Annotated in this window: 26 protein-coding genes; 17 read left to right on the forward strand and 9 right to left on the reverse strand. The window is 44.1% G+C overall.

Annotated features, from left to right (window positions below):
- Positions 1 to 8: 8 nt before the first annotated feature.
- Entirely contained in the window at positions 9 to 1,067 is a 1,059-nt protein-coding gene (gene selD, locus AS030_RS06825) for a selenide, water dikinase SelD (RefSeq protein WP_082635718.1), read from the reverse strand.
- A 107-nt stretch (positions 1,068 to 1,174) separates the two neighbouring features.
- On the opposite strand from selD, the gene selA reads away from it, so the two are divergent.
- Positions 1,175 to 2,554 (forward strand): L-seryl-tRNA(Sec) selenium transferase, encoded by a 1,380-nt coding sequence (gene selA, locus AS030_RS06830; protein ID WP_061969787.1) that lies wholly within the window; start codon positions 1,175 to 1,177, stop codon positions 2,552 to 2,554.
- Positions 2,555 to 2,577: 23 nt separating this feature from the next.
- Here the strand turns inward: selA and AS030_RS06835 are convergent, their stop codons facing one another.
- A complete protein-coding gene (locus tag AS030_RS06835) occupies positions 2,578 to 2,718 on the reverse strand; it encodes a small acid-soluble spore protein P (protein ID WP_061969788.1) in 141 nt (46 codons plus the stop codon).
- A gap of 77 nt (positions 2,719 to 2,795) precedes the next feature.
- Here AS030_RS06835 and AS030_RS06840 point away from each other — a divergent pair, with 77 nt between their 5' ends.
- Entirely contained in the window at positions 2,796 to 3,050 is a 255-nt protein-coding gene (locus AS030_RS06840; RefSeq protein WP_061969790.1) for a hypothetical protein, read from the forward strand.
- Here the strand turns inward: AS030_RS06840 and sspO are convergent.
- Positions 3,047 to 3,223, reverse strand: coding sequence for a small acid-soluble spore protein O (gene sspO / locus AS030_RS06845; protein ID WP_061969792.1), 177 nt, complete (start codon positions 3,221 to 3,223; stop codon positions 3,047 to 3,049). The genes AS030_RS06840 and sspO overlap by 4 nt on opposite strands.
- Before the next feature lie 93 nt (positions 3,224 to 3,316).
- Positions 3,317 to 3,508, reverse strand: a complete 192-nt coding sequence (locus AS030_RS06850; RefSeq protein ID WP_061969794.1) for a DUF378 domain-containing protein — start codon at positions 3,506 to 3,508, stop codon at positions 3,317 to 3,319.
- A gap of 275 nt (positions 3,509 to 3,783) precedes the next feature.
- Here AS030_RS06850 and acnA point away from each other — a divergent pair, with 275 nt between their 5' ends.
- The 7 genes from acnA to AS030_RS06880 all read left to right on the forward strand — a co-directional run bounded on the left by acnA (position 3,784) and on the right by AS030_RS06880 (position 8,791).
- Positions 3,784 to 6,516, forward strand: a complete 2,733-nt coding sequence (gene acnA / locus AS030_RS06855; protein ID WP_061969796.1) for an aconitate hydratase AcnA — start codon at positions 3,784 to 3,786, stop codon at positions 6,514 to 6,516.
- A 119-nt stretch (positions 6,517 to 6,635) separates the two neighbouring features.
- A complete protein-coding gene (locus AS030_RS22935) occupies positions 6,636 to 6,764 on the forward strand; it encodes an FbpB family small basic protein (RefSeq protein WP_074440478.1) in 129 nt (42 codons plus the stop codon).
- Between the two features lie 112 nt (positions 6,765 to 6,876).
- Positions 6,877 to 7,017: an acid-soluble spore protein N gene (locus tag AS030_RS06860; protein WP_061969798.1), complete on the forward strand. Its 141-nt coding sequence runs from the start codon at positions 6,877 to 6,879 to the stop codon at positions 7,015 to 7,017.
- Between the two features lie 137 nt (positions 7,018 to 7,154).
- Positions 7,155 to 7,667, forward strand: coding sequence for a hypothetical protein (locus AS030_RS06865; RefSeq protein ID WP_061969801.1), 513 nt, complete (start codon positions 7,155 to 7,157; stop codon positions 7,665 to 7,667).
- 62 nt (positions 7,668 to 7,729) lie between these two features.
- Positions 7,730 to 7,951, forward strand: a complete 222-nt coding sequence (gene tlp / locus AS030_RS06870; RefSeq protein WP_061969803.1) for a small acid-soluble spore protein Tlp — start codon at positions 7,730 to 7,732, stop codon at positions 7,949 to 7,951.
- Between the two features lie 94 nt (positions 7,952 to 8,045).
- On the forward strand, positions 8,046 to 8,477 hold the full coding sequence (locus AS030_RS06875) for an acyl-CoA thioesterase (protein WP_061969806.1): 432 nt from the start codon (positions 8,046 to 8,048) through the stop codon (positions 8,475 to 8,477).
- The gene (locus AS030_RS06880) at positions 8,477 to 8,791 is read left to right on the forward strand and encodes a hypothetical protein (RefSeq protein ID WP_061969808.1); all 315 of its coding nucleotides are present in this window, start codon (positions 8,477 to 8,479) and stop codon (positions 8,789 to 8,791) included. The genes AS030_RS06875 and AS030_RS06880 overlap by 1 nt, the downstream gene beginning before the upstream one ends.
- Before the next feature lie 23 nt (positions 8,792 to 8,814).
- Here the strand turns inward: AS030_RS06880 and AS030_RS06885 are convergent, their stop codons facing one another.
- Positions 8,815 to 9,102 (reverse strand): HesB/YadR/YfhF family protein, encoded by a 288-nt coding sequence (locus tag AS030_RS06885; protein ID WP_061971604.1) that lies wholly within the window; start codon positions 9,100 to 9,102, stop codon positions 8,815 to 8,817.
- Between the two features lie 186 nt (positions 9,103 to 9,288).
- Between AS030_RS06885 and AS030_RS06890 the strand changes: the two genes are divergently transcribed.
- The gene (locus AS030_RS06890) at positions 9,289 to 9,939 is read left to right on the forward strand and encodes a uracil-DNA glycosylase family protein (protein WP_061969810.1); all 651 of its coding nucleotides are present in this window, start codon (positions 9,289 to 9,291) and stop codon (positions 9,937 to 9,939) included.
- On the opposite strand, the gene AS030_RS06895 is transcribed toward AS030_RS06890, so the two are convergent.
- On the reverse strand, positions 9,931 to 11,337 hold the full coding sequence (locus AS030_RS06895; protein ID WP_061969812.1) for a Na+/H+ antiporter NhaC family protein: 1,407 nt from the start codon (positions 11,335 to 11,337) through the stop codon (positions 9,931 to 9,933). The two genes, AS030_RS06890 and AS030_RS06895, sit on opposite strands and share 9 nt — an antisense overlap.
- 364 nt (positions 11,338 to 11,701) lie before the next feature.
- On the opposite strand from AS030_RS06895, the gene cshA reads away from it, so the two are divergent.
- From cshA to AS030_RS06910, 3 genes are all read left to right on the forward strand, one after another.
- The gene (cshA, locus tag AS030_RS06900) at positions 11,702 to 13,210 is read left to right on the forward strand and encodes a degradosome RNA helicase CshA (RefSeq protein WP_061969814.1); all 1,509 of its coding nucleotides are present in this window, start codon (positions 11,702 to 11,704) and stop codon (positions 13,208 to 13,210) included.
- 107 nt (positions 13,211 to 13,317) lie between these two features.
- Complete coding sequence (locus tag AS030_RS06905; RefSeq protein WP_061969816.1) at positions 13,318 to 13,854, forward strand: GNAT family N-acetyltransferase; 537 nt, start codon at positions 13,318 to 13,320, stop codon at positions 13,852 to 13,854.
- A gap of 286 nt (positions 13,855 to 14,140) precedes the next feature.
- On the forward strand, positions 14,141 to 17,815 hold the full coding sequence (locus tag AS030_RS06910; protein WP_061969823.1) for a dynamin family protein: 3,675 nt from the start codon (positions 14,141 to 14,143) through the stop codon (positions 17,813 to 17,815).
- 41 nt (positions 17,816 to 17,856) lie between these two features.
- Here the strand turns inward: AS030_RS06910 and AS030_RS06915 are convergent, their stop codons facing one another.
- Positions 17,857 to 18,381, reverse strand: a complete 525-nt coding sequence (locus AS030_RS06915) for a hypothetical protein (RefSeq protein WP_061969825.1) — start codon at positions 18,379 to 18,381, stop codon at positions 17,857 to 17,859.
- A gap of 168 nt (positions 18,382 to 18,549) precedes the next feature.
- On the opposite strand from AS030_RS06915, the gene AS030_RS06920 reads away from it, so the two are divergent.
- The gene (locus tag AS030_RS06920) at positions 18,550 to 18,825 is read left to right on the forward strand and encodes a DUF2533 family protein (RefSeq protein WP_061969827.1); all 276 of its coding nucleotides are present in this window, start codon (positions 18,550 to 18,552) and stop codon (positions 18,823 to 18,825) included.
- Positions 18,826 to 18,855: 30 nt separating this feature from the next.
- Here AS030_RS06920 and AS030_RS06925 read toward each other — a convergent pair whose 3' ends face one another.
- Positions 18,856 to 20,016, reverse strand: coding sequence for an aminotransferase A (locus AS030_RS06925; RefSeq protein WP_061971606.1), 1,161 nt, complete (start codon positions 20,014 to 20,016; stop codon positions 18,856 to 18,858).
- Between the two features lie 152 nt (positions 20,017 to 20,168).
- Here AS030_RS06925 and AS030_RS06930 point away from each other — a divergent pair, with 152 nt between their 5' ends.
- Positions 20,169 to 21,464 carry a bacillibactin exporter BcbE gene (locus AS030_RS06930; protein ID WP_061969829.1) on the forward strand — a complete coding sequence of 432 codons (1,296 nt, stop codon included), beginning with the start codon at positions 20,169 to 20,171 and terminating at the stop codon, positions 21,462 to 21,464.
- Positions 21,465 to 21,497: 33 nt separating this feature from the next.
- Here AS030_RS06930 and zwf read toward each other — a convergent pair whose 3' ends face one another.
- Entirely contained in the window at positions 21,498 to 23,000 is a 1,503-nt protein-coding gene (zwf, locus tag AS030_RS06935) for a glucose-6-phosphate dehydrogenase (protein ID WP_061969831.1), read from the reverse strand.
- Positions 23,001 to 23,093: 93 nt separating this feature from the next.
- Here zwf and AS030_RS06940 point away from each other — a divergent pair, with 93 nt between their 5' ends.
- On the forward strand, positions 23,094 to 23,927 hold the full coding sequence (locus AS030_RS06940) for a sulfurtransferase (RefSeq protein WP_061969833.1): 834 nt from the start codon (positions 23,094 to 23,096) through the stop codon (positions 23,925 to 23,927).
- Between the two features lie 243 nt (positions 23,928 to 24,170).
- Positions 24,171 to 25,031 carry a putative beta-lysine N-acetyltransferase gene (ablB, locus tag AS030_RS06945; RefSeq protein WP_061969835.1) on the forward strand — a complete coding sequence of 287 codons (861 nt, stop codon included), beginning with the start codon at positions 24,171 to 24,173 and terminating at the stop codon, positions 25,029 to 25,031.
- Positions 25,032 to 25,036: the final 5 nt, after the last annotated feature.

Here is a 25,036-nt window from a genome sequence, read left to right on the forward strand (position 1 = left end):
GAGTTTTTTTAGTAAATGACATGAATCAGTTTTTCGCTGCGTTCGGATACCGTTCCGATTTTGGCGGCATGAACCACGCCGGCTCTGTGAAGATCAGCGAGACAGTCATCCGCTTCCTTTGCAGGTATGCTGATCAGTAGCCCGCCTGATGTAACGGCATCACATAAGATCCATTGATCACTTTCCTGCAAATCGCTGTGATAGGTGATCACATCTTTTATCCACCGGTGATTTGCTTTGGTTCCCCCGGGAACCACGCCATCATGAGCGAGCTCTTTTGTTCCCTCTACGACCGGAACAGCAGAATACGTGATGTTCATTGAAACCTTCTGACTGCCTTTGGCCATTTCGCTTGCATGCCCGAGCAGCCCGAATCCTGTAACATCTGTCACGGCATTTGGATGATAAGAACCCAAGGTTTCGGCCGCTTTTTTGTTAAGACTGGCCATGATTTCAGAAACCTCTTGAATTTGTGCGTCATTCAACCGTCCCTGTTTAATGGCGGTCGTCTGAATACCAATGCCAATGGGCTTGGTCAAAATAAGCACATCACCGGGCCTGGCGCCGACATTTTTGTAAATGCGGTCAGGATGGACAAATCCTGTAACGGAGAGTCCGAATTTCGGCTCCTGGTCGTCAATGGAATGTCCCCCGACGAGGGCTGCACCTGATTCTTTTACCTTATCGGCAGCGCCTTTCATGATTTGAGCCAACACGTCATGTCCAAGTTTCTTTAATGGAAACCCGACAATATTAAGAACGGTCTTTGGCGTGCCGCCCATCGCATATACATCACTTAACGAATTGGCAGCCGCGATTTGGCCAAACATATAAGGATCATCGACGATTGGAGTAAAGAAGTCCACCGTCTGGATCAAAGCAAGTTCATCGCTTACTTTATAAACCCCGGCATCATCGGATGTTTCGAGTCCCACGATCAGGTTGGGATCCGGTTCTCTTTCTGGTAAATGACACAAAACTTGTGCCAGGTCCTCTGGACCAATTTTACAGCCTCAGCCGCCTTTTGTGGAAAGCTGGGTTAATCGAATTTTATCCTGGCTTGTCATGTGCTGCACCCCCTTAACAATTAGTATAATCATTTTTGGGCGAAAGTGCGAAACACTTGACCTGAGGAAAAATTACAATGATGTATAAATGAAAGGAAGTAAGCTCTATGGAAGAGTTACGATTACTGCCTTCTGTTCATGCCGTTTTGCAACAGAACGATTGGGAAGGCGGGGAAAAGGGCATTCCCGCTTCTGTTATAAAAAAATGGGTGCAAGAAGAATTAGATGTCCTGCGCCTTTCCTTGATGAATGGAAGTTATAAGGAAGGTTGGGAGAGGAAACGTTTTTTGGCTGCTGTAAGTGCTGGTGTCCGTAAAAAGATGGAGATCAATGGGGCTTATACTTTAAAAAAAGTTGTTAATGCAACAGGGGTAGTCCTACATACAAATCTTGGACGGGCACGCTTAAGTTCGGCTGCAGTGGCACATGTGCTTGAGGCTGCCTCTTCTTATACCAATTTGGAATACAGCCTTGAACAAGGAACACGCGGATCGCGCCATGACATTATCGAGAATCAAATTTGCGATATTACAGGCTGTGAGGCGGCGATGGTGGTCAACAATAATGCGGCTGCTGTATATATGGTTTTATCGGCATTGGCCAAACAAAAAAAAGTAATCGTTTCGAGGGGAGAACTGGTGGAGATCGGCGGTTCCTTTCGCATTTCTTCCATTATGGAAGAAAGCGGTGCAATTTTGAAAGAGGTGGGAACAACTAACCGGACACACCTTCATGATTACGCTTCAGCGATCGATGAGGAAACGGCCATACTGATGAAAGTACATACAAGCAACTTTAAGATTACAGGATTTACCAAAACAGTTTTCTCACAGGAACTGCTTGCTTTAAAAGAACAGCACCCAGAGCTGATCGTATACGAAGACCTGGGCAGCGGTTCATTATTTCCTTTTGCCCGATACGGAATTGGAGAAGAGCCAGAAATAAAAAGAAGTATAGCTGCTGGGCTTGATCTTATTTCGTTCTCCGGGGACAAACTGATCGGGGGACCGCAGGCAGGCATCATTGCAGGGAAGAGTAAATGGATCAATCAACTTAAGAAACATCAGCTGGCAAGGGTGCTTCGTGTCGACAAACTGACATTGGCGGCCCTTGAAGCCACCCTGCTTTCCTACCACCAGGAAGAGGCGGCCAGAGAAATTCCTGTTATTCGCGACATAATTAGGGCAGAAGAAGAAATAAGGGTTCAAGCGGAACGGATTAAAGAGAAGCTCGAATCAGTGTATGAATGCCATATCAGGAAGGGACATTCCATGGTAGGCGGAGGAACAATGGCTGCCGTTGTGCTGCCCACCTATATTATAGAAGTAACTCATCCCGCTTTCTCTGCTCCCGAGCTTTCAAGGAGGCTTAGGGAACAATCTGTACCAGTGATTGTCACCGTCAAAAATGACTGTTGCCACATCGATCCAAGGACCGTAGATGAAGCGGATGAGGCTGCACTGCTTTCTGCTTTTTTTTCCCTTTAAAAAAAGCCAGCTTTTTGGCTGGCTTACATTTTTCCGCCGTGATTTTGGCGCGTATGATTTCGGTTTTTCACTTTCTTTGAACCGCTTAACGGTTCCGGCTGCCCGGGGTTTTCACCTTTCGGGGCATTTTTTCGAATATCTTTAAACCGGTTGTGCTCTGTCATAGGTGACCTCCGAAATTGAATAATTTTCCGCTTGTTTTGGCATAGTAAAGGCATCTCAATCAAAAAGGAGAACGACAATGCCGTATCATAAAGACAAGCAACAAGCGTTTCAGGATGCAGAAAAAGGGTATTCGCAGGCCGTTGAAGCCCATCAGCTGATTCAGTCAGATGCTGAGGACTATGGCACAAGGGTTAAAGAACTGAGAAAAGAGGCAGAGGAAGCTCTGCAGCAGATCGATAATGCACTTGAAGTGTCTTCCGAACATCAAAGACAGCAGCTTGAGCAATACCGTGCGCAGCTTCAGGGCTACATAAACCAGTACCCGAATTAATGACGTTTTTTCGTCTTCTTATTGTTTTGCTTTTGGGCTTCGGTTAACGGTTCATTCTGTGCCTGCAGCTGTTCATTGCCGAACTCTGTATCATAACCAGCACCGCCGCCTTGTGCTTTTGCTGCGTTCATGCCCGGACGGACATGATTGGCTTTTCCTTTAGGCTTGGACATTTGTATTCCACCCCCTTGTCTGTTAGTCTGCGCAGTAGCACGAAAAAAAGCACTCCCTATTTCTGGAGTGCTTTTTTAAAAGTGGTAATTCAACTATTTTTTCCTGAACCAGTCGATCAGGAGCCAGATTCCGCTCAAACCTACGAGGACATAAATGACCTGCTCGGTCGTGGAACCGCTTCCAAAAATAGCGCTGACTACATTAGTATCAAATAATCCGATTAATCCCCAGTTCAATGCTCCGATAATCGCAAGCAATGTGGCCAAATGTTTTAAGATCGCCATGCCGTCGACACTCCTTTCTTTTTCATATTGAAGTCTTTATATCATACGAAGACCTAACGGTTTGGTGATTATTTAACCTTATAAGATTTACTTATATTGTTTAATAACTTTTCTGTACTTTACTTATTGAAAGCACTTTCGTATGATAAGAAAGGGAAATGATTGTAGAAGAGATAGACCGAATTTTGCAGGGGATTTAGCAATTTTTCGACAATTTTTCTCTGAATTAGTGTATGATGGGTATGATGGTTTTTTTGAAGGAGGAGAGTGGAGTAATGAGTAAACAACAAAATGATGTTTTCAAGGCGCGTTCATCATTCAGCGTCAATGGAAAAACCTACAACTATTATCGTCTAAAGGCACTCGAAGAAGCGGGTGTGGGCAAAGTTTCCAAATTGCCTTATTCCATTAAAATCTTGCTTGAGTCTGTCTTGCGTCAATATGACGGCCGAGTAATTTTGAAAGAACATATTGAGAACCTCTCTAAATGGGGAACTGCAGACGTAAAAAATATCGATGTTCCTTTCAAACCGTCCCGCGTTATCCTGCAGGACTTTACAGGTGTTCCGGCAGTGGTTGACTTGGCTTCCCTAAGAAAAGCCATGAAAGATATGGGTGGAGACCCTGCACAAATCAATCCTGATATTCCGGTTGACCTTGTCGTTGACCACTCTGTCCAAGTTGATAAATTTGGTACAGCTGACTCTTTAAATGTAAACATGAATCTTGAATTTGAACGAAACGAAGAACGTTACAAGCTGCTCAGCTGGGCACAATCCGCGTTTGACAACTACCGTGCGGTTCCACCTGCAACAGGAATCGTTCACCAGGTAAACCTTGAGTATCTTGCATCCGTGGTTCAAAGCCATGAAATTGACGGAGAACTTGAAGCCTTCCCTGATTCATTGGTAGGAACTGATTCCCATACGACCATGATCAACGGTCTTGGCGTACTTGGATGGGGTGTTGGTGGAATCGAGGCGGAAGCTGGAATGCTCGGACAGCCGTCTTATTTCCCTGTGCCTGAAGTTATTGGTGTAAAGCTTGTTGGTGAACTTCCTGACGGCGCAACTGCTACTGACCTTGCGCTTAAAGTTACCCAAGTGCTTCGTGAGAAAAAAGTAGTTGGCAAGTTTGTTGAATTCTTTGGTCCTGGACTTGCGGAAATGCCTTTGGCTGACCGTGCGACCATCTCCAACATGGCTCCTGAATATGGTGCTACTTGCGGATTCTTCCCGGTTGATGAAGAGGCGCTTAACTATCTTCGCCTGACTGGAAGAACTGAAGATCAAATCAAGCTTGTTGAAGAATACAGCAAAGCGAACGGCTTGTTCTACACTGCAGGTCTTTCTGAAGATCCAATTTTCACTGACGTGGTGGAAATCGATCTTGCTCAAATCGAGTCCAACCTTTCCGGACCAAAACGTCCACAAGATTTGATTCCTCTTTCTAAAATGAAAGAAGCCTTCAATAAAGCGCTTGTTTCTCCACAAGGAAATGCAGGCTTTGGCCTGACTGAAAAGGAAATCAATAAAGAAGCAACCATTAAGCATCCAAACGGCGAAAAATCCGTGATGAAAACCGGAGCTGTTGCGATTGCGGCGATCACAAGCTGTACCAATACTTCCAACCCTTATGTAATGCTTGGTGCTGGTCTTTTGGCGAAAAAAGCGGTTGAAAAAGGATTAAAAGTACCTGGATATGTGAAAACTTCACTTGCTCCAGGATCCAAAGTTGTTACAGGATACCTTGAAAATGCAGGACTTATGCCTTACCTGGATCAACTTGGCTTCAACCTTGTTGGATACGGCTGTACGACTTGTATCGGTAACTCCGGTCCTTTGTCACTTGAAGTAGAACAAGCGATTGCCAAGAATGACCTAACCGTCACTTCTGTACTTTCAGGTAACCGTAACTTTGAAGGACGTATTCACCCGCTAGTGAAAGCAAACTACCTGGCTTCTCCGCCGCTCGTTGTTGCATATGCGCTTGCAGGAACAGTTGATATTGACCTGCAAACGGATTCCTTTGGAAAAGACAGCGAAGGCAATGATGTTTACTTCAAAGACATCTGGCCATCTTCTGCAGAAATTAAAGAAGCAATGAGCCAGGCGGTAACTCCTGAATTGTTCAAAAAGGAATACGAAGATGTATTCGATGAGAATGCACGCTGGAACGCATTAAAAACAACTGGAGATAAGCTTTACAGCTGGGATGACAATTCCACTTACATCCAGAACCCGCCGTTCTTCGAAAATCTTTCTGCGGAACTTAAAGAAATTCAGCCGCTTAAAGACCTTCGCCTGATTGCGAAATTCGGAGATTCTGTTACTACTGACCACATTTCACCGGCTGGAGCAATTGCCAAAGATTCTCCTGCAGGGAAATACTTGATCAGAAATGGTGTAGAACCACGTGAATTCAACTCATACGGTTCCCGCCGAGGAAACCATGAAGTCATGATGCGCGGTACGTTTGCGAACATCCGTATCCGTAACCAGATCGCTCCTGGAACTGAAGGCGGATGGACAACATACTGGCCGAATGAAGAAGTCATGAGCATCTATAAAGCAGCAATGAAATACAAAGAAAACAATACTGGCTTGATGGTCATTGCCGGTAAGGACTATGGAATGGGAAGCTCCCGTGACTGGGCAGCTAAAGGTACAAACCTTCTTGGAATCCAAACCGTTCTTGCTGAAAGCTTTGAGCGTATTCACCGCAGCAACCTTGTACTGATGGGCGTTCTTCCATTGCAGTTTAAAGAAGGCGAAAACGCTGAAACGTATGGTCTGACTGGAAAAGAATCTTTCACTGTACAAGTGGACGAAAATGTGAAACCTCGTGACGTCGTTAAAGTTACAGCAGTATCCGAGGATGGCACAAAAACTGAATTTGATGTGGTTGCCCGTTTTGACAGTGAAGTGGAGATCGATTACTATCGCCATGGAGGAATTCTTCCAATGGTTCTCCGCAACAAGATTGCCAACAAGCAGCCACAAAGCTAATAAACGAAGCTCTCCATTTTGGAGGGCTTTTTTTTTGCTTATTTTTCTGAACATTTGAATAAAAAATCGCCATTCTGTCAAGAGTAATAACAAACCAATCAGGAAGAAGGAATGTAAGAGTGAGAAAAAGCAGACATGCCTCGTTTAAAGACTTGGTGTTGGAAAATAAACGCGAGTTATTGAGCAATCAGGATGAAATGGAAAGAATTGAAAAAAAGCTGGAAGAAAGACATACAAGAAGAGCCTAAAAGAGACAGGAAGTACCTGTTTCTTTTTTTGATTTGCGGGAAAAGCTAGAAAGGAGCTTGCCGGCAGGATTGATACCCAGCAAGCCCAAAGCCCTTTAAGGAGGTTGAAGCAATGAGCAACCCAAAAAGACATCCTCAGGCGTTCGTGCCGAGCCACCTAGGCACACAGCCTCGGGTAGGGAAAGGCAACAAGGGGAAGCAAATGGCCAATAAAGGCAACGAGCATCCCGATTATGTACCCCCAAAGGGATAACTTTTATACCATGCCATTTTGCTTATCGAGCAAAGTGGCTTTTTTTGTCCCATTTTCTGCTTGTTATGTTTACTACCACCATATAAATCGACAAAAAGCGAATAATTGTATATAGAGGAGAAATAGGAGGGGTAGGGTTGATTACTGCTGAAGTAAAGCCGCTGCCTGTTTCAACCAAAAAAGAAGACCAGGATTTGCTTTACCGCGAACTCGAGCTGCAAATGCAGCGTCTTGGCCATCTTGTTCCTTTTCGTGAAGAACTCAATTGGGAAAATGAGATTGGAACGGTTGAGATAGGTTCAGAAACCATTATTACAAAATTAAAGAAAGCTGCCGCAAAAAGTGACGGTGTGCTTTTGTTATACGCAAAGCTGACAAAAGGCACTGTGTATCAGCACATTATTATGCATCCAAACGTCGAAGGATTTTACCTGCCGTTTCGTTTTGAAGAGCCTTTTTTTATTACGGTAAAAAATAAAAAAATCTGGATCGGCTCGTCCATCCGTCTGGCTGAAGAATTGAACTGGCTTGAAATTACGATGCGAAATCACGATCAGCAAGAAGTCGTGGAGTGCTGGAGCGCTTTAAAGGCATTATGCGAGCTCAGCACGGAACACAACTCGCCGATTATCTTGAAAAAGCTTGGATAACGTATAGATTCTCCGGTTTGATACAAACTATAATGGATCAAATATCAGGAGGACAGATAATCATGGCGAAACCAGATGATAGAAGCAATAATGCTGAAAGACTGCAGCAAATGGTTGAAAACACACAAGAAAACATTCAGGAAGCAAACGACTCCCTGCAAAATACGGACATGACGGATCAGCAAAAACAGCAAATCCGTGAAAAAAACCAGCGAAGAGAAGAAAGCATTCAGTCGTTTCAAAATGAAATACAGGATGAACAGTCTTTCCGCAAAAACCAATAAGTGAGAAACAAACCCCCATTCCTGGGGGTTTTTGCATTTTATTTTTATGGTCCTCCTTCCTGTGGTACACTCAAATTCGAGGTGAAAGCAAACGATGTTGCGATCAAAGACAAAAGTGGAAGTAAGGTATGCTGAAACCGATCAGATGGGTGTCGTTTATCATGCCAATTATCTGGTCTGGTTTGAGCTGGGAAGAACCGCTTATATTCGAGACCTGGGCTTCAGTTATGCGCAAATGGAGCAGGATGGCATCCTCTCCCCGGTGACGGAAATTCATGCGTACTACAAAAAGCCGCTGACTTATGGCCAGGAAGCCATTGTGGAGACCTGGGTGGAGGAATATACCGGAGTGAAGGTGATTTATGGCTATGAAATTCGAAACAGCCACGGTGATCTGTGCATCACAGGCAGTTCCACTCATGTTTGTGTGAAAAAAGACAGCTTCAGACCAGTGTCCATGAAAAAATATTTTCCTGAATGGCATCTGGCGTATGAAAAAGAGAAAAAGCAGAAGCAGGAACTCTAATGGCATTCGGGTTGCAAAGAGAAGAGCTGAAGAACTGGAAGGCCGCAGTAAAGAACGGAGAAATCGCGTTTCTAACCCATTTTTGGTATGATCCACGTTTCCCTGACGTTAAAACTGTCACCAAAGTCGGCTGCCGTGATCTTTCCAAACTTGAAGAATGGGGAAGAAGGTATGGACTGAAGAAAGAATGGATCGACCACCATAACGGCTATCCCCATTTTGATTTGATGGGAACCAAACAGTCCGAAATCCTGAAAAGCGAAAACAAAATGGACCAGCTTGAGAAGCTGATAAAAAAGGGAAGGAGCCACTAGTTTGCGGTTCCTTCCTTTTTTCATTATTCATACGAAAAATCAACATCTTCGTTCTCTTTATTAAAATCAATGGTCAAATCATGACCGTCAAAGTACCAAAGATCTTCCCGTTCCACGTAAAACGTAATACCGCCTTGCTCAACCGATGCTCCCGTTTCTTTAGGCGCTTCCTTTGCCACACCGAGTGAGAACCCGCTCTGTACCGTACTGCAGCCCCCAAGGCGCACATAAAAACGCAAGTGGTCACCCTCGCTTAATTCCAGTTCATTGCTGTACCAGGCTGCAGCAGGTTGTGTAATCGTAATTTTCATATCCATCCATCCTCTCTCTTCATTGACAAGAACACTTTCTTCCTCCTTTAACACTCTCCTGATACTATAGCCGAGATCTATTTTTATGAAAAGAATTTTATGTTACGGCTGACTTTTCTTCATCAGGCAAAAGGGGTATAGTCCATAAGTGGACTTCTTATTACAGACAGAAAGGATGATCAGGCCATGTTATCGGACTTGCAGAAGATCTTTTTGCAGGCAAAAGACCAATTTACAGTCTCAGATCTTTTTTCTTCAGAGTTACATATTCTATTCATACTCGAATCCCCCCATCGAGAAGAAATTAAACATGGGGCACCATTGGCAGGATCTTCAGGTCGTTCTGTAAGCAAAGTGCTGTTTGGAGAACAGGAGAATCTGCCGTTTGGCCGGCTGCTGAAAAAGAATAGCGAACAACCGCCATACAACGGTCTCGGCATTATGAATGTCTGTCCGTTCCCGATGCAGAGTGCGGCCATTCCGTCCGGGGAATGGGTGAATGAGCATGCTGATTTTGTGAAGGTGATTGAAAAGGTACGAACATCCAATGACAAAGATGCCTTCAAACAGGACGATTGGAACACCTTTCAGGAAATTATGCTTACAGATTTTAGAGAGCGGTTGTCACAACTGAGCAGCCGTCCGCTTGTGATCGTTCCCTGCGGCCGTTTTGCGCAAAAGCAATTCAGGCTCGCTGGTGTACTTGGCCCACGCTGGAGCCTCATCGAAAATGTTCCCCACCCATCCTATAATTCATGGACTAAGGAACGATACAGAACGCAAATTCAAGAAGTTAAACATGCAGTGGAGTCACTGCACGCGGGGGAATTAAAATAAAAACATCGTGACTCCGTATAATACCGCCGTTATGCCCGCTGCAATCAGTGCGGGTTTTAATTTGTATTTGGCGTAATCTATCACCGGAATATTAAGGATACGGGCAATGGTGTTTGTGTCATCGCTTAGCGGGGAGGCAAATGCTCCGAACGTGCCGCTTGCAAAAACAGCGCCAATGACAAGCGGAAGGGAAATGCCGGCTGCTTCGGACATGGATATGCCAAGCGGCATTAAAATGCCCCACGTTCCCCAGGCCGACCCGATAAAATAAGAAACCGCACCACCGAAAATAAACAGCACCGGAGTCACAAAAGCCGCCGGAATCCATCCGGCATGGCTGGTAATGAATGCAGAAAAACCAAGCTTGTCCGTAACGGATGAAAGCCCCCATACCACAGTAAGGAGCACGATAACCGACATTAAATCATTGCCTCCAGCGATAAAGCCTTCCAGAAGCGGCCCCGTTTTCATACCTTGAAACCGATAAAAGATAATGGAAAACAAGATGGTAATCACAAGGGCAATGACCATCGCATCCAGTACATCCGCCTTAATAAAGGATTGAAGGAAGCCATTCGCTTTTTTGCTTCCGTCCCACCAGGTAAGCAGCAATGTGAGGACGACAGCAATAATGAGCGGAATTAAAAGGTTCCAAGGCTTTACCGGAAGCTCTTTGGAGACGGCAGGATCACAGTTGTGCCAATCCTCATCAGGCTGATCGATGGATTCGTTGCTGCTCATTGGCTTTGAGCTGGAATGGTGAATAAAGCTTAAATAAATCCCCAGCAAAATCATCACAAAGGAAAAAAAATTGTAGGGAATGCTGCGGATAAATAAAGAATAAGCATCCTGGTGAATGTTTTCATTCTCGAGTGCCATATCCACAATAGAGGTCATGTAGCCGACAAACGCAGTTGCCACCGGAATTAAAACAATGATCGGCGTAGCGGTTGTCTCAATTACAAAACCCAGTTCCTGTGTTGACATTTTTACCTTTTTTAACAAGGACCGCATAATGGGGGCGATGGTAACAAAACGGAAACTCGGCGCACTGAATGTGCCGATGGTAGAAATATACGTCAGGAAAAGGGCGCCTTTTTTTGTTTTGATTTTTGAGGATGCTGCTTCCACAAATCCGCGGATCCCGCCTGACAGCTTAATGATGCCAACCAGTCCAGAAAACGCGTACAAAAAGAGCAGGATCTTCAGGTTGCTTTGATCGGTCAGCCCTTTAATAATAAAAGAAAGCATCTTTTTGAGACCGCCGATGAGGGATGGCTCAAGCAAATAGCAGCCGACAAGAAAACCGATAAATAAACCGGGCAGCACCTGCCGTGTTTTAATGGCGATGGGAATTACCACAAGAAAAGGTATAATGGACAGCCAGTTATGATTCATTATGTCACCCGTTTCATCGAAAATAAACTAATGATTAGCATGCGATGGAACCAGGAAATTATTCTCTTTTTCCACTTGATCTATCGGAACGCGACAGCATGTTAAGGTTGCAATATTTCTTCTGGCATGTTAAGGTTATGTTCGATAATAAATTGTACGGCAAAACTGTTTATATATACTTCTGTATAGGGGCATATTATATCTATGTATGTGCCTTTTTTTAAGGCCTACTTTGTTTAATGATCTTTATTGTGAACAAAAAGACCAATATAAGTTATGGTTTTTTTAGATTGTAAAAGATGATTTCAGGATGTTTTGGGAAGTATAAGGAAATGGTTTTGACGAAAAAGGAGACAGTTACACATTGACAACATTCAGTGAATTAGGTTTAAGTCCCGAATTGCTAAAATCCATTAATAATATGGGATTTGAGGAAGCGACACCAATCCAGCGTGATACGATTCCTACAGCACTAAAAGGAACAGACCTTATCGGACAGGCACAAACAGGAACAGGAAAAACAGCGGCTTTTGGTATTCCGCTTATTGAAAAAATCGACGTGAAAGCCCGTAAAATTCAGGGTATCGTTCTTGCTCCTACTCGTGAACTTGCGGTTCAGGTTGGAGAAGAATTAAATAAAATTGGCCAATTCAAGGGAATCAAAACGCTGCCGATCTATGGCGGACAATCCATTGTACGTCAAATCAAGGCGTTGAAGAATGGTCCTCATATTATTGTGGGTACTCCCGGTCGTGTCATCGATCATATCAACAGAAAAACGCTAAAACTTGAAGATGTCCACACCGTGGTTCTTGATGAAGCTGATGAGATGCTGAATATGGGCTTCATCGAGGATATTGAGACCATCCTTGAGAACGTACCATCTGAACGCCATACCATGCTTTTCTCGGCGACTATGCCAAAACAAATTCAAAAGCTTGCTGAACGATTCATGAAGGATGTCTTGGTTATCCGCGTGAAAGCAAGTGAAATGACCGTTAAAAGCATTGAACAGGAATATGTAGAGGTTAAGGAAAAACAGAAATTCGATGCTCTTACACGACTGCTTGATATTCAATCACCTGAACTTGCCATCGTGTTTGGGCGTACAAAGCGCCGTGTGGATGAATTATCTGAAGCACTGAACAAGAGAGGATATTCAGCCGAAGGAATCCATGGTGACCTTCCACAATCCAAGCGTGATATGGTGCTTCGTGCATTTAAAAACAACACCATTGAAGTGCTTGTAGCAACAGACGTTGCAGCACGCGGACTGGACATCAGCGGAGTTTCCCACGTATATAACTTTGATATTCCTCAAGATCCTGAAAGTTATGTCCACCGTATTGGACGTACAGGCCGTGCAGGAAAAACAGGTTATGCGGTGACGTTTATTACGCCGCGTGAAATTGATCACCTTTACACCATAGAAAAAATCACAAAACGCAAGATGGTCAAACGTTCGGTGCCATCCATGAATGAAGCGATGGAAGGCCAGCAGCGCATGGCTGTTGAAAAGCTTTTGAGTGTTCTTGAAGACGGTGATGTCGGATCATATAAACAAACAGCCGTGGAAATGCTTGAAGAGCATGATTCCGTATCTCTTGTGTCAGCAGCATTAAAACTGCTCACAAAAGAGCCGGATACTACACCGATCGAATTAACCTTTGAACCGCCATTGGCTGTTAAAAAAGGACGCCGTGACAATCGCTACGGTGACCGCAAACGCCCTCAGCGCGGTGGCAGCGATTCACGCGACAAGCGAAGAACGGGAGGCCGCAGCGATAAGCAGCGCCACCAGGGCGGCGGAGGAAACCGCGACATGTCCTACCGTGCTTCAAAACGAACGAGAGAAGATAAAAAAGCAAGATAACTAAAAAGTAAAGGAGTCCATTCATGTTTCGGTGAATGGGCTCCTTTTTTATGTCCTGTGATTGTTGATCCTGTTATTTGGCATACTACCTGTTAGGAGGGATGACGATGATTATTGAAAATACCACTCATACATTTACGGCGAAGAACAATGAATCCATTACACTTCGCCCCGTTGTTTTTCAGGATGCGGTCCAAATCATTGAAGCCGTAAAAGAAATTGTGGAAGCCGGTCAGTTTTTGCAGAAAGAGAGACCGCGGACCCTTGCTGAAGAAAAGGCCTTTATTGAGGAATGTCAGGAGAAAGGAAACATGTATACCGCCATCGAAAAACAGGGAGAAGTAATCGGCATTGCCCGAATCCTGAGAGGGGAATTGGCGATGAAGCGTCATACAGGCATGTTTCGGACATGGATTAACTCAAAGGGACAGGGGCTCGGTATAGGCAAGGAGGTTATGGATTATTCGATTGCCTGGGCAAAAAGGAATGAGCTTTATAAGATCAGTCTGACCGTGTTTTCAGAAAACACGGTGGCTATCAAATTATATGAAAAGGCTGGCTTTGTGGTGGAAGGCGTCCAAAAAGGACAGGTGAAGATCAACGACTCTTTACAGGATGAATGGTGGATGGCCTACTTTTTGTGATCAAACTCTTTTGGCGTTTTCTTCGTATAGTGGGTTGGTTGGAAGAAGTCTGAATTGTTTGCTTCGTGCAAATAACTTTGATTGCGTGCAATTATCGGCCCGATTCGTGCAATTGATTCCGTGCAATTTTGGCATTCGCTCAACTATTATGGACCTGTTTTCGTTACAGAAAAAAACAAATCACCTTTTTTCGTGAATTTATGCACAATTCTCTCATCAATAGCATAGAGAAAGATACATAATTATGGTAAAGTGTAAGGAACGACTATTATAAATGGAGAGTTCAATGAATAGAGCACGAATGACCGAAACCAAAGACCAAACAATAAATCCGACCGCGGCTTCACTTGCTGCTGTCTACCGCGGGATAAAAGAACTGGATGCACAACAGGAAGCCCGCGCTGTGCTGGAGTTATATGACAAAGTTAAAAATCAGCAGTTTGCCATCGCTTTTTGCGGCCATTTCTCGGCTGGTAAATCAAGTATGATCAACGAGCTGATCGGTGAAAACATTCTTCCTTCAAGCCCGGTCCCGACAAGCGCGAACGTGGTGAAAGTTCAAAACGGAACACCATCTGCACGTGTGAAAGTCCGGAATAAAGGGATCATTCATATCGATGCACCGGTTAATCTAGAAAAAATCAAAAAATGGGCAAAAAATGGCAATGAAATCGAAAGCATCGAAATTAATGTGGAACAGGATCTGCTTCCTGACTGCATCGCCATTTATGATACACCTGGGATTGATTCCACGGATGATGCACACAAGGTGGCCACTGAGTCTGCGCTTCACATGGCCGATGTGGTTTTTTATATTATGGACTATAACCATGTCCTCTCACAGCTCAATTTCACCTTTATACGCCTGTTAAAAGAGCAGGGAAAAAAGGTTTATTTGATTGTTAACCAAATTGATAAGCACAATGAAAAGGAGCTTGCTTTCTCGGCGTTTTCTGAAAAAGTGAAAAACGGCTTCAAAAGCTGGGACATTGAACCGGAGGATATCTTTTTTACCACAATCATGGAAAAAGAACATCCGGGCAATCAGCTGCGTGAAATCAAAACGCTTTTTCAAAAGTTTTACCTGGCAAAGGATGAATGGGTGGAAGAGAATGCCCGCAAAGAGACTGAGCGCTTGATCAGAACAACTGTACAAAATGGTCTTGATCTTGATGAAGAACATCATCATGAAGCATTTGAGCTGGCAGGTCAGCAAGACGAGGAAAGCGCCAGGGCCCTCGTCGGAAAACTTTCAGAGGAAATGGAAACAGAAGAGCAGAGGAAGAAAGAAAGCCAAACCGGCATTATGAAGGAATTTAAGGATATTCTGGACAATGCGATTCTCATGCCGTTTCAGACCCGCGATCTGGCCAAGAATTACATCGAGAGCCGCCAGGACAGCTTTAAGGTAGGTCTTTTGTTTGCTGGGAAGAAAACCGAAGCAGAAAGAAAAGCAAGACTGGAAGCGTTTTATGAGTCGGTAAAGGAAAATGTGAAAACACAAATCAGCTGGCATTTGAAAGACTTTTTTCAGTCGCATGGCGTTTCTGTAAAAAATGAACCTGTCATTGGTGAAGAGACCATGGCAGCACTCATCAAGCCTGGAGCTTCATTAAACGGCAATTATGTGCTGCAGTATTGCAATGATGTGGTAGCTGAAATCAAAAAACAATATACAACTCATTTCCGGGATGAATTGCATCAAATGGCCGATGAAGCTCAACAAGCATCGGATCATGAGCTTAAGAAATTGCGCTCCCAGCTTAGTGCACAGGAAAAGGTCCTTATGGCTCACAAAGGTAAGCAAGAAATCCTCGAGAAATGGAATGAGGTATCAGAGGAACTGAAAAGCTCGCTGAAGGAGCCATTAAACACCGAGAGTGCCGTTGAAGAGGCTGAACAGGATCTGATTCAGAGTATAGAAACGGTTACCATGGCTGAAATTCCGGAAAATACGGAAGCGAAAGAAACCGTTGAAGAGGATGATTCTTCTGAAACTGGCAGCAAAGAGATCGCCAAAACAGAGGAAAATGAACTGCTGAAGGAAGCGGAGCAGCTTCAGAATGCCGCAGCTGTTCTGTCAAAGCTCCATTTGATGAAGAATCGCGCATCGGACATGAATCAGTTTGCCGAAAAAATGAACAACAGAGATTTTACCGTGTCATTATTCGGTGCTTTCTCGGCGGGAAAATCGTCGTTTGCGAATGCTTTGATTGGCGAAGATCTTCTCCCGGTTTCTCCAAATCCCACGACGGCTACCATCAACCGCATAGCTCCCCCGGATGAGGAGCATTTGCATGGCACTGCACGGATTTATTTTAAAAAGGAAGCGGATTTGTTGGCAGAGATCAATCAGTCTCTTTTCCATTTTGGAAAGCAGGCCGGTACAATGGAAGAAGCAGTCTCCATTTCAGAGTCAATTGATCGTTCCCAGCGATCCAATGAACTACGCCCGCACCTTCAATTTCTGCAGGCGGTCTGCAGTGGTTTTGATGCGGTAAGAGATCTGCTTGGTAAAGAGCAAACCGTTTCTGTGGAACAGTTTAAGTCCTTTGTGGCAGATGAAGAAAAAGCATGTTTTACCGAAAGTGTCACCGTTTATTATGATTGTGCATTAACTTCGATGGGTGTAACCCTTGTGGACACACCAGGAGCTGATTCGATCAATGCCCGCCATACGAATGTTGCTTTTGAGTTTATAAAAAAATCAGATGCGATTTTGTATGTCACGTATTATAATCATGCCTTTTCGGCCGCAGACCGTGAATTTCTCATTCAGCTCGGCCGGGTAAAAGATACCTTTGAGCTCGATAAAATGTTTTTTGTTATCAATGCTTCAGACCTGGCCAAAGACAATGAGGAGCTTCAGGATGTGGTTGGGCACGTGGGCGATAACCTTCGCCAATTTGGAATCCGAAAGCCTAAATTATTTCCAATGTCCAGCTACTTTTCACTGTTAGGACAAAAAGAACCATCTGCTTGGCTTCCTGAGGAAGCTGGTCGGCTGAAGAAAAAGTACGGAAACCTGGCTGAGCAGCAGGATAATCTTTTAAATGAAACCGGCTATGTCCGTTTCATGGACGCATTTACCGGGTTTTTAAATCATGATCTCGCCCATGTGATGGTGACAGCCGCCAAGAAGCAACTGTCACAAGCGAGGAATGTATTGGACCGTTTCATTGCAGAAGCTGTCGCCAATCAGGAAAATGCAGAGCAAAAAAAGGAAGAACTGCAGCGAACGATCAGTGGGCTTCAGAAAAAAATCAATGATTATTCATTGGAACAAAAACAGGAAGCTCTGGAGAAAGAGATCCAGGAATTGTTATTTTACGTCAAGCAGCGGGTTATGCTCCGGTTTACCGAATTTTTTAATGAAGCCTATAATCCGGCTGTCATTTCCGGGTCGGTGAAAGAGCAAAAAAATGCACTTGCCAAAAGCGGGAAAGAGCTTCACCAGGCGATTCAATTTGATCTTCAGCAAGAATCGAGAGCTACTGTCCTTCGCGTGGAGAGAGTGATCATCGGGTTGATGTCGGAGATGAATGAAGAGCTTGACAGGAAGCTGGCACAATGGGATCCGCCGCAGTATGAGATGCAAAAAGAGCGGGTTCAGTTTGAAACGCTCGTTGTTGAAACTGAACTGGGTCAAGTGGAAGGCAAGGAATCCGTTTATAAAGAGTTCAAAAATGCCAAGCAGTTTTTTGAGCAGGGCGGCAAGAAAAAGGCAATGGATCTGATGTATTCCTTATTCGAAGAACCGGTATCAAGGTTTACAGAAGAGAGTGCAGACGTATTTGGCCGCTATTATCAGCCGCTGTTGTCAGAAGAGGCTCAAAAAGAAATGGACCTCCGAATAAAAGAATATACTGATTATTATGAGGGGCTTCTTCAAACATTGAATTCGCCATCCGTGGTGGAAGAGATGAAGAAAACCCGTGAAGCGTTAAACAACCTCGTGTAACCAAAAAAAGAAACCGTCTTGTGTACGGTTTCTTTTTGGTTTTATTGAAGTTCATTTGCAAAGTTGGCATCAATCAGACCGAGTTTCTTGTGAATTTTATTCACTTGATCCTGAAATTTCTGGAATTCTTCGTCTGACTGTGCGGTTTTCTTTTCATCTCCAAGGCCATCTGCTCTTGTTTGATAGGAGGCTCCTAGATCTTTGAAGGCCATTTTAAACGTTTGCTGGTCTTCTTTAGGCAGGGAAGATGGCACATCAAGGTCTGGAATCTCTTTTGCTGCTTTTTGTCCTGCTGTTTTTGCAGCTTCTTTCAGCTTCCGAATTTCACTCTTTGGTGTTTTCTTTTCCGGACCCAGTGCGGCAGTGTAGGCATTAAATGGGGCCTGATAGTCACGGAATTTAGCTCCAAGACTGACTTCAAAATCGAGAAGTGCAGATTTTTCTGCATTTTTGGATGACGAAGCTTCTGTTTTTGTCAGCTCTTTGCCTTTTGCTTCTTTTTCCTGGCTGCAGCCCACATTTAATGCTAACAGGAGCACCATTCCTAAAGTTGCTGCTTTTTTCATTGTTTACTTCCTCCCTCAATATGTAATATTCTTGAAATTTACTGGCAAAATCTAGTTTATTCTCTTTTCAATATTTTGTAAAATGATAAATTATTGCAAATTTTTTGAATAATAATACAAGCTGACCGTCACATGGTATACTCTAATCAATAGAGAAAGGTGGACATCATGATGAGCGTACATTTGGAAATCAGCAAGCATTCAAGCAAACAGCATGAGGTTGTGGCTCAATTTCTTCGTCTTGAACAGATAAGAGAACAGTTGATCGAGGAAGCTGTTGAGCGCTGCAGCAAGCAGGAACCTTTTAGCGTAAAAGAAATTAATGACGTTAGCCGGCAAATGAACCAACTGGCACAAAAGGGTATTGTGCCCCAACGGAAAATGATTACGGAAGACATGGTGAAAGAATATGTTGACCGAAAAAAAAACCAGGCATCCGATTAAACGGGATACCTGGTTTCTTTATAAGCAGTTTTAGTTGGCTAGAGAGGCAATAAACGTTTCCAGCCGGTCGAGGCCCGTACTCAGCTGTTCCATTGATGCTGCATACGAGAGGCGAATGTATCCTTCGCCATATTCGGAAAAAGCGGAACCTGGGACAACGGCCACTTGCTGGGATTCAAGCAGTTGGGTGGCAAATTCCAGTGACATGAGCCCAAATGGTTTGATATCTGGGAAGACGTAAAAAGCGCCCCCAGGAGTTTCCGCATCGAGCCCCATATCAGCGAGCCTTTTCATCACGTAGGAAAGGCGATGGCTGTATTCTTTCTTCATGGGAATCGCATCATCAATTCCATTGGTCAATGCCTCGAGAGCAGCCATCTGTGAAATGGTTGACGCGCATGTCACATTGTACTGATGGACCTTTAGCATATGCTGCGCAATTTCTTCAGGAGCAAACAGCATACCGATTCTCCAGCCTGTCATGGAATGGGATTTGGAGAGACCATTAATCACGATCGTCCTTTCTCTCATCCCTTCGATCGAAGCGATGGAAACGTGCGGAGCGGTGTAAGTCAGTTCACTGTATATCTCATCGGATAAAACCAACAGATCCGATTCACGCAGCACAGCGGCGATTTCTTCAAGCTCTGCCCGGTTTAAGACGCAGCCTGTCGGATTGGACGGATAAGGTAAAATAACGCACCTTGTTTTTGGAGTCAAATGCTCACGTATCAATTCTGCTGTCAGCTTGAAGCCGGTTTTTGTTGTATCTATGTATACAGGCACTGCCTTGCACATTTCAATAACCGGAGCATAGCCGGGATAGACCGGTCCGGGAAGCAGAACTTCACAGTCTTCCTCCAGAATGGAGCGAAGAGAGATATCAATCGCCTCACTCGCACCGTTTGTAATAATCACTTCATTTTGCGGATTGTATTGGAGCCCGTACTTTTGAGACACAAAGCTTGCCGCAGCCTGCCGCAATTCCAAATAGCCGGCATTGTGCGAGTAGACGGTTTTATTTTCATCGATCGCCCGCTTTGCAGCTTCCTTGATGTGGTCAGGGGTGGGAAAGTCGGGCAGGCCAAGTGTAAATGAAATCGCTTCGGGATAGTTGCTCACCTGGTTATAAAATTTTCGGATCCCGGAAATCTGGATGTGTTTCACCGAAGGGTTAAGTAAATGTTCCAACATATTTCTTCCTCTCTGTATCCATGTTCGTTTGTACCTAAGTTTAGCTTTAATCTTTGTTTCCAGTCAATGGGTTTGATTTTCTTGTATGGTAAAAGCACATAAAAGCATACTAAGAAAGATCAACGCCTGTTTGCGATTTGGAGGAGAACATGGAATCAAATCATAAAGATTCAAACAACAAGCTTGCTCTGATCTCACTGGCATCCATACCGCTTGTGATGACACTGGGCAACTCTATGCTTATTCCTGTCTTGCCATCAATTGAAAAACAACTTCATATTTCAGCATTTCAAGTATCTATGATCATCACGGTTTATTCCATAGTGGCCATTCTACTCATTCCTATTGCAGGCTATCTCTCTGACCGGATTGGAAGAAAAAAGGTGATCATTCCCAGCTTGATCATTGCCGGACTCGGCGGTCTGGTCACCGGATGGGCCTCATGGAAAATGGATAATCCGTACTACATTATACTTTTGGGAAGACTGCTGCAGGGGATTGGGTCTGCTGGTGCAGCACCGGTTGTTCTTCCCCTTGTAGGGGATATGTTTAAGGATGAGAAGGACGTGAGCTCAGGCCTTGGTTTAATTGAAACAAGCAATACGTTCGGAAAAGTGCTGAGCCCGATTATCGGAGCCGCCTTGGCCATTGTCGTCTGGCATTTGCCCTTTTGGTTTATTCCGATTTTTTGCCTGATCTCCATCGGTCTTGTTTCGTTTCTTGTAAAAACACCAAAAAAAGAAGAAGAAGCACAAGCTGCATTCAAAAAATTTCTGCAATCGTTTAAGAAAACCTTCAAAAATAATGCCAGATGGCTCATCGCGATTTTTGCTATCGGCGGCATTATTATGTTTGTCCTTTTTGGTGTTTTATTTTATTTGTCCACAACGCTTGAGGAAACCTATGGCATCAAAGGTGTGAAAAAAGGGTTTGTTCTTGCCATCCCATTATTGGCGCTTTCCATTTCTTCGTTTTTTGCCGGGAAAAAAATCGGCCAAAATAAACTGCTGATGAAATGGCTAACCTTTTGCGGTATTTTTCTTTTGTCTGTTTCGATACTTAGTGTGACGTTTACAGACGGGCTTTATTTTCTGCTTGGCATTTTATTTGTGAGCGGAATCGGAATCGGAGCGGCTTTGCCATGCCTCGATGCGTTGATTACAGAAGGTATCGAAAAAGAAGAGAGAGGGACGATTACTTCACTTTACAGTTCGATGCGGTTTGTTGGTGTGGCCTTGGGACCGCCGATTTACGCTCTGATCATGAAATCGGATCATTCCTATGTATTTTATGTTTCTTCGGGCATCAGCCTGCTGGCCGCACTGCTCGCATTCTTTGCGATCAAGCCGGAAAAAGGGGAAAAAGGGGAAAAGGAAAAGAAACAAAGTGATGAAAAGGAACAAACAGAAGAACCTGCCAAATCCCTCAATCCTGCATTGCATTAAAAAACTCACGGCTTTGAAAAGCCGTGAGTTTTTTTATTCATTAATTTCGTTCCGAACGTTGGTCGGCGGCCACCATGTATAACCGTCTTCATTAAGAAGCTCTTCAGATTCAAGCGGTCCCATGGTACCGGACGAATATTTGAAAAGTGGAATGTCCTTGTTTTTCCAGGCGTTTGTAATGCCGTCAATGAATTCCCAGGAAAGGGCAACTTCATCCCAGCGTGTGAAGTATGTTGAATTGCCCTGCAGGCAGTCGTGCATCAGCTTTTCATAAGCCTCTGGGGTGTTCAACTCATTTTGGCAGTTATTGCAATAATTCATGTTGATTGGAAGCAGGGCAGGGAAATCACCTTGCGGCTTCGCATTCAATGAAAGGCTCAACCCCTCATCCGGCTGGATGTGGATTCTAAGCAGGTTCGGCTGGTAGTGGTCATTATGTTCATGATAAAGGGCCATAGGGCCATTTTTAAATTGAACAACGATCTCTGTAGCTTTGGTTGCCATGCGTTTTCCTGTACGAAGGTAAAACGGGACGCCAGCCCAGCGGAAGTTGTCGATGAAAATTCTTGCCGCTACAAATGTATCGGTTTTTGACGCTGGATCTACGTTTTCTTCATCAAGGTAGGCAGGAACGGTCTTGCCGTTCATTGAACCTTCTTTGTATTGGCCGCGAATGATATTTTTCGCGACTTCATCTTCATTATAAAAACGAAGCGCACGAAGAACCTTTACTTTTTCATCCCGGATCAGTTTTGGATCCAATCCGCCTGGAGGTTCCATGGCCACCATCATGGCCATTTGCAGCATATGGTTTTGAAGCATGTCCAGAATCGCTCCGGATTTTTCATAATACGAAGCGCGGTCTTCCACACCAAGGGTTTCACTGGAAGTAATCTGTACAGAAGAAATGTACTTATTGTTCCAGATGGATTCAAAAATCGCATTTCCGAAACGGATCACCTGGATGTTTTGCACCATTTCTTTTCCAAGATAGTGGTCGATGCGGTAAATGCTTTCTTCCGGAAAACTTTTTTGAAGCTGCTCGTTAAGTTCGGTGGCAGAAGCAAGGTCATGGCCGAATGGTTTTTCAATAACCAGACGCTGCCAACCAGCGGTCTCTGTCAATCCTTCCGATTTCAGGAAGGTAGGAATAGTCCCGAAAAATTGTGGGGCCATGGCAAGATAGTACATGCGGTTTCCGTTAAGGGAATAGGTGCTGTCAAGCTCATCGGCAAGGTCTTTCAGTTGATGATAGCTTTTTTCATTTGTAACATCCATTGGAATAAAATAAAAATGTGATGCAAATGTATCCACTTTTTCAGTTGGGAAATCCCCAGTTTTGGCAACGGAAGCAATAACGTCCTCCCGGAATTTCTCATGTGAAAAATCTTTTCTTCCCACTCCGATTACTGCAAACTTTTCGTTGAGCTTTTCCTTTTGGTACAATTGGAAGAGCGCAGGGTACAGTTTACGGTGAGCCAGGTCACCTGTAGCTCCAAAGAGTACGATACAGGCTTCTGGAATATGATTATCCATGTTATCAATCCTCACTTTACTAGTATTGCTTATGACATCAGTTTCCCCTATGTTTCAAAAAATAACGTAATTATTTTCGAAAGGAGTCGCCTCATGAAACACATTGTAACACAAGAATGGCTGAGCACTCATTTATCACGCTCGAATGTTCTCATTTATGACTGCAGATTTAATTTGGCAGACCCGGAAGAAGGAAGAAACAGGTATTTAAAATCCCATATTCCAAGTGCCGTGCATGTTGATCTGGACAAGGATTTATCAAGAGAGATAACAGAGCACGGCGGCCGCCATCCATTGCCCTCCCAAAAAGAGGCAGCAGCCACATTTGGCAGACTTGGCATCAATGAGGAAAAAACAGTGGTAGCCTATGACGACCAGAATGGCTCAATGGCTGCACGGTTATGGTGGATGCTGAAATTCCTGGGACACGAAAAAGTGTTTGTTCTACAGGGAGGCTACTCCGCCTGGGAAGAAGCCGGGTATCCTGTTACAGATGAACGTACCGTCCCTGAACCAACCGACTTCATTATCCGTGAAAGTGATTGGAAGGCAGTGGGAATGGAAGAAGTAAAGCAGGCGATGCAAAAAGAAAATACGGTTATTATCGATTCACGGGATGCGGCCAGGTACAGTGGGGAACAAGAAACGATCGACAAAAAAGCGGGACACATTCCTGGGGCCATAAACAAACCGTGGTTAAAGAACAGCAACAGCACAAAAGAATGGCACTCGACAGAGGAATTGGCAGAACTGCATAAAGATCTTGCCGGCAAAAAAGAAATTGTTGTGTATTGCGGTTCAGGAGTCACAGCTTGTGCCAACATCCTTGGCATGAGTGAGGCAGGCATTGAACAAGCGGTACTGTATCCAGGAAGCTGGAGCGACTGGATCTCCTATGACGATAATCCGGTTGAAACGAAAAAATAAAATTTCACGTACCGTATTATAATGATTTAATATTTTTTGATAGGTGCTCGTGCCGGTAAGGCTCAGCGACCGCCCGAGAAAAAGCGATCATCCTGGAATGGAAATCAACCACCTCAGACAAAGGCTTGCCGCATCACTCGTTTTTCAAGTGAATTGCGGCTTTTTTCTGGGAAAAGAATCTTGAAGGAATCCCTTCATTACATATGGAATAGGGAAGAAGAGAAAATCAGGGGGTGCAGGAGTATGCAAACAGACACATACTACAAAAATACAACGATTAAGCAGCATGACATTACAGCTTCCATTTGTCTTGATTTTTTTAACGAACGGCTTCGTGTTGACGATTACAGAGGAAACATTCAATCGATGGTCAAGGCGATTCACGACCTGATCCAGCAGCAAAACTTTTCAAAAGTGATTATTAAAGCAAGAGCGGAACATCTTCCTGAACTGCTTTCATTAGGTTTTCTACCTGAGGCATGGTTCAGCCGCTATTTTAATGGCAGCAATTGCGTAGCCATGTGTAAATATTATAGCAATGAACGCAAACGAAGCGACTTTTGGGTGGAACAGGATCGAATCATGGACCAGATTCATTCCACTCCGCCCGCGAAACAAGAAACCGTTTTGCCGGAATCGTATTCAGTACGCCTGGCTGTTCCTGAAGATTGTACCCGGTTGGCTGGATTATACAGCAAGGTTTTTGAAGTCTATCCCACGCCGATGAACGATTCGGACTATATCGAAAAAACAATGGAAAATGGAACAGTATACTATGTGATCGAACATCAGGGGGAAGTAGTAAGCGCTGCTTCTGCCGACATCAATCAGACCTATCACAATGCTGAACTTACTGATTGTGCCACCCTGCTGGAACATCGTAAATTTGGTCTGATGAAGATACTCATCGACCAGCTGGAACAAGAGTTAAAATCCCGCCACATCTATTGTGCCTATTCGATTGCCCGTTCCTTATCTTTTGGAATGAACGCTGTCTTCTCTCAAAGAGGTTATCTTTATCAAGGGAGATTGATCAAAAACTGCCTTATTTTTGATAAATACGAAGACATGAACTTGTGGGTAAAAGATTTATCCTCCTTGTAGTGCCG

The organism is Fictibacillus enclensis (genome assembly GCF_001457035.1).
Lineage (GTDB): Bacteria > Bacillota > Bacilli > Bacillales > Fictibacillaceae > Fictibacillus_C > Fictibacillus_C enclensis.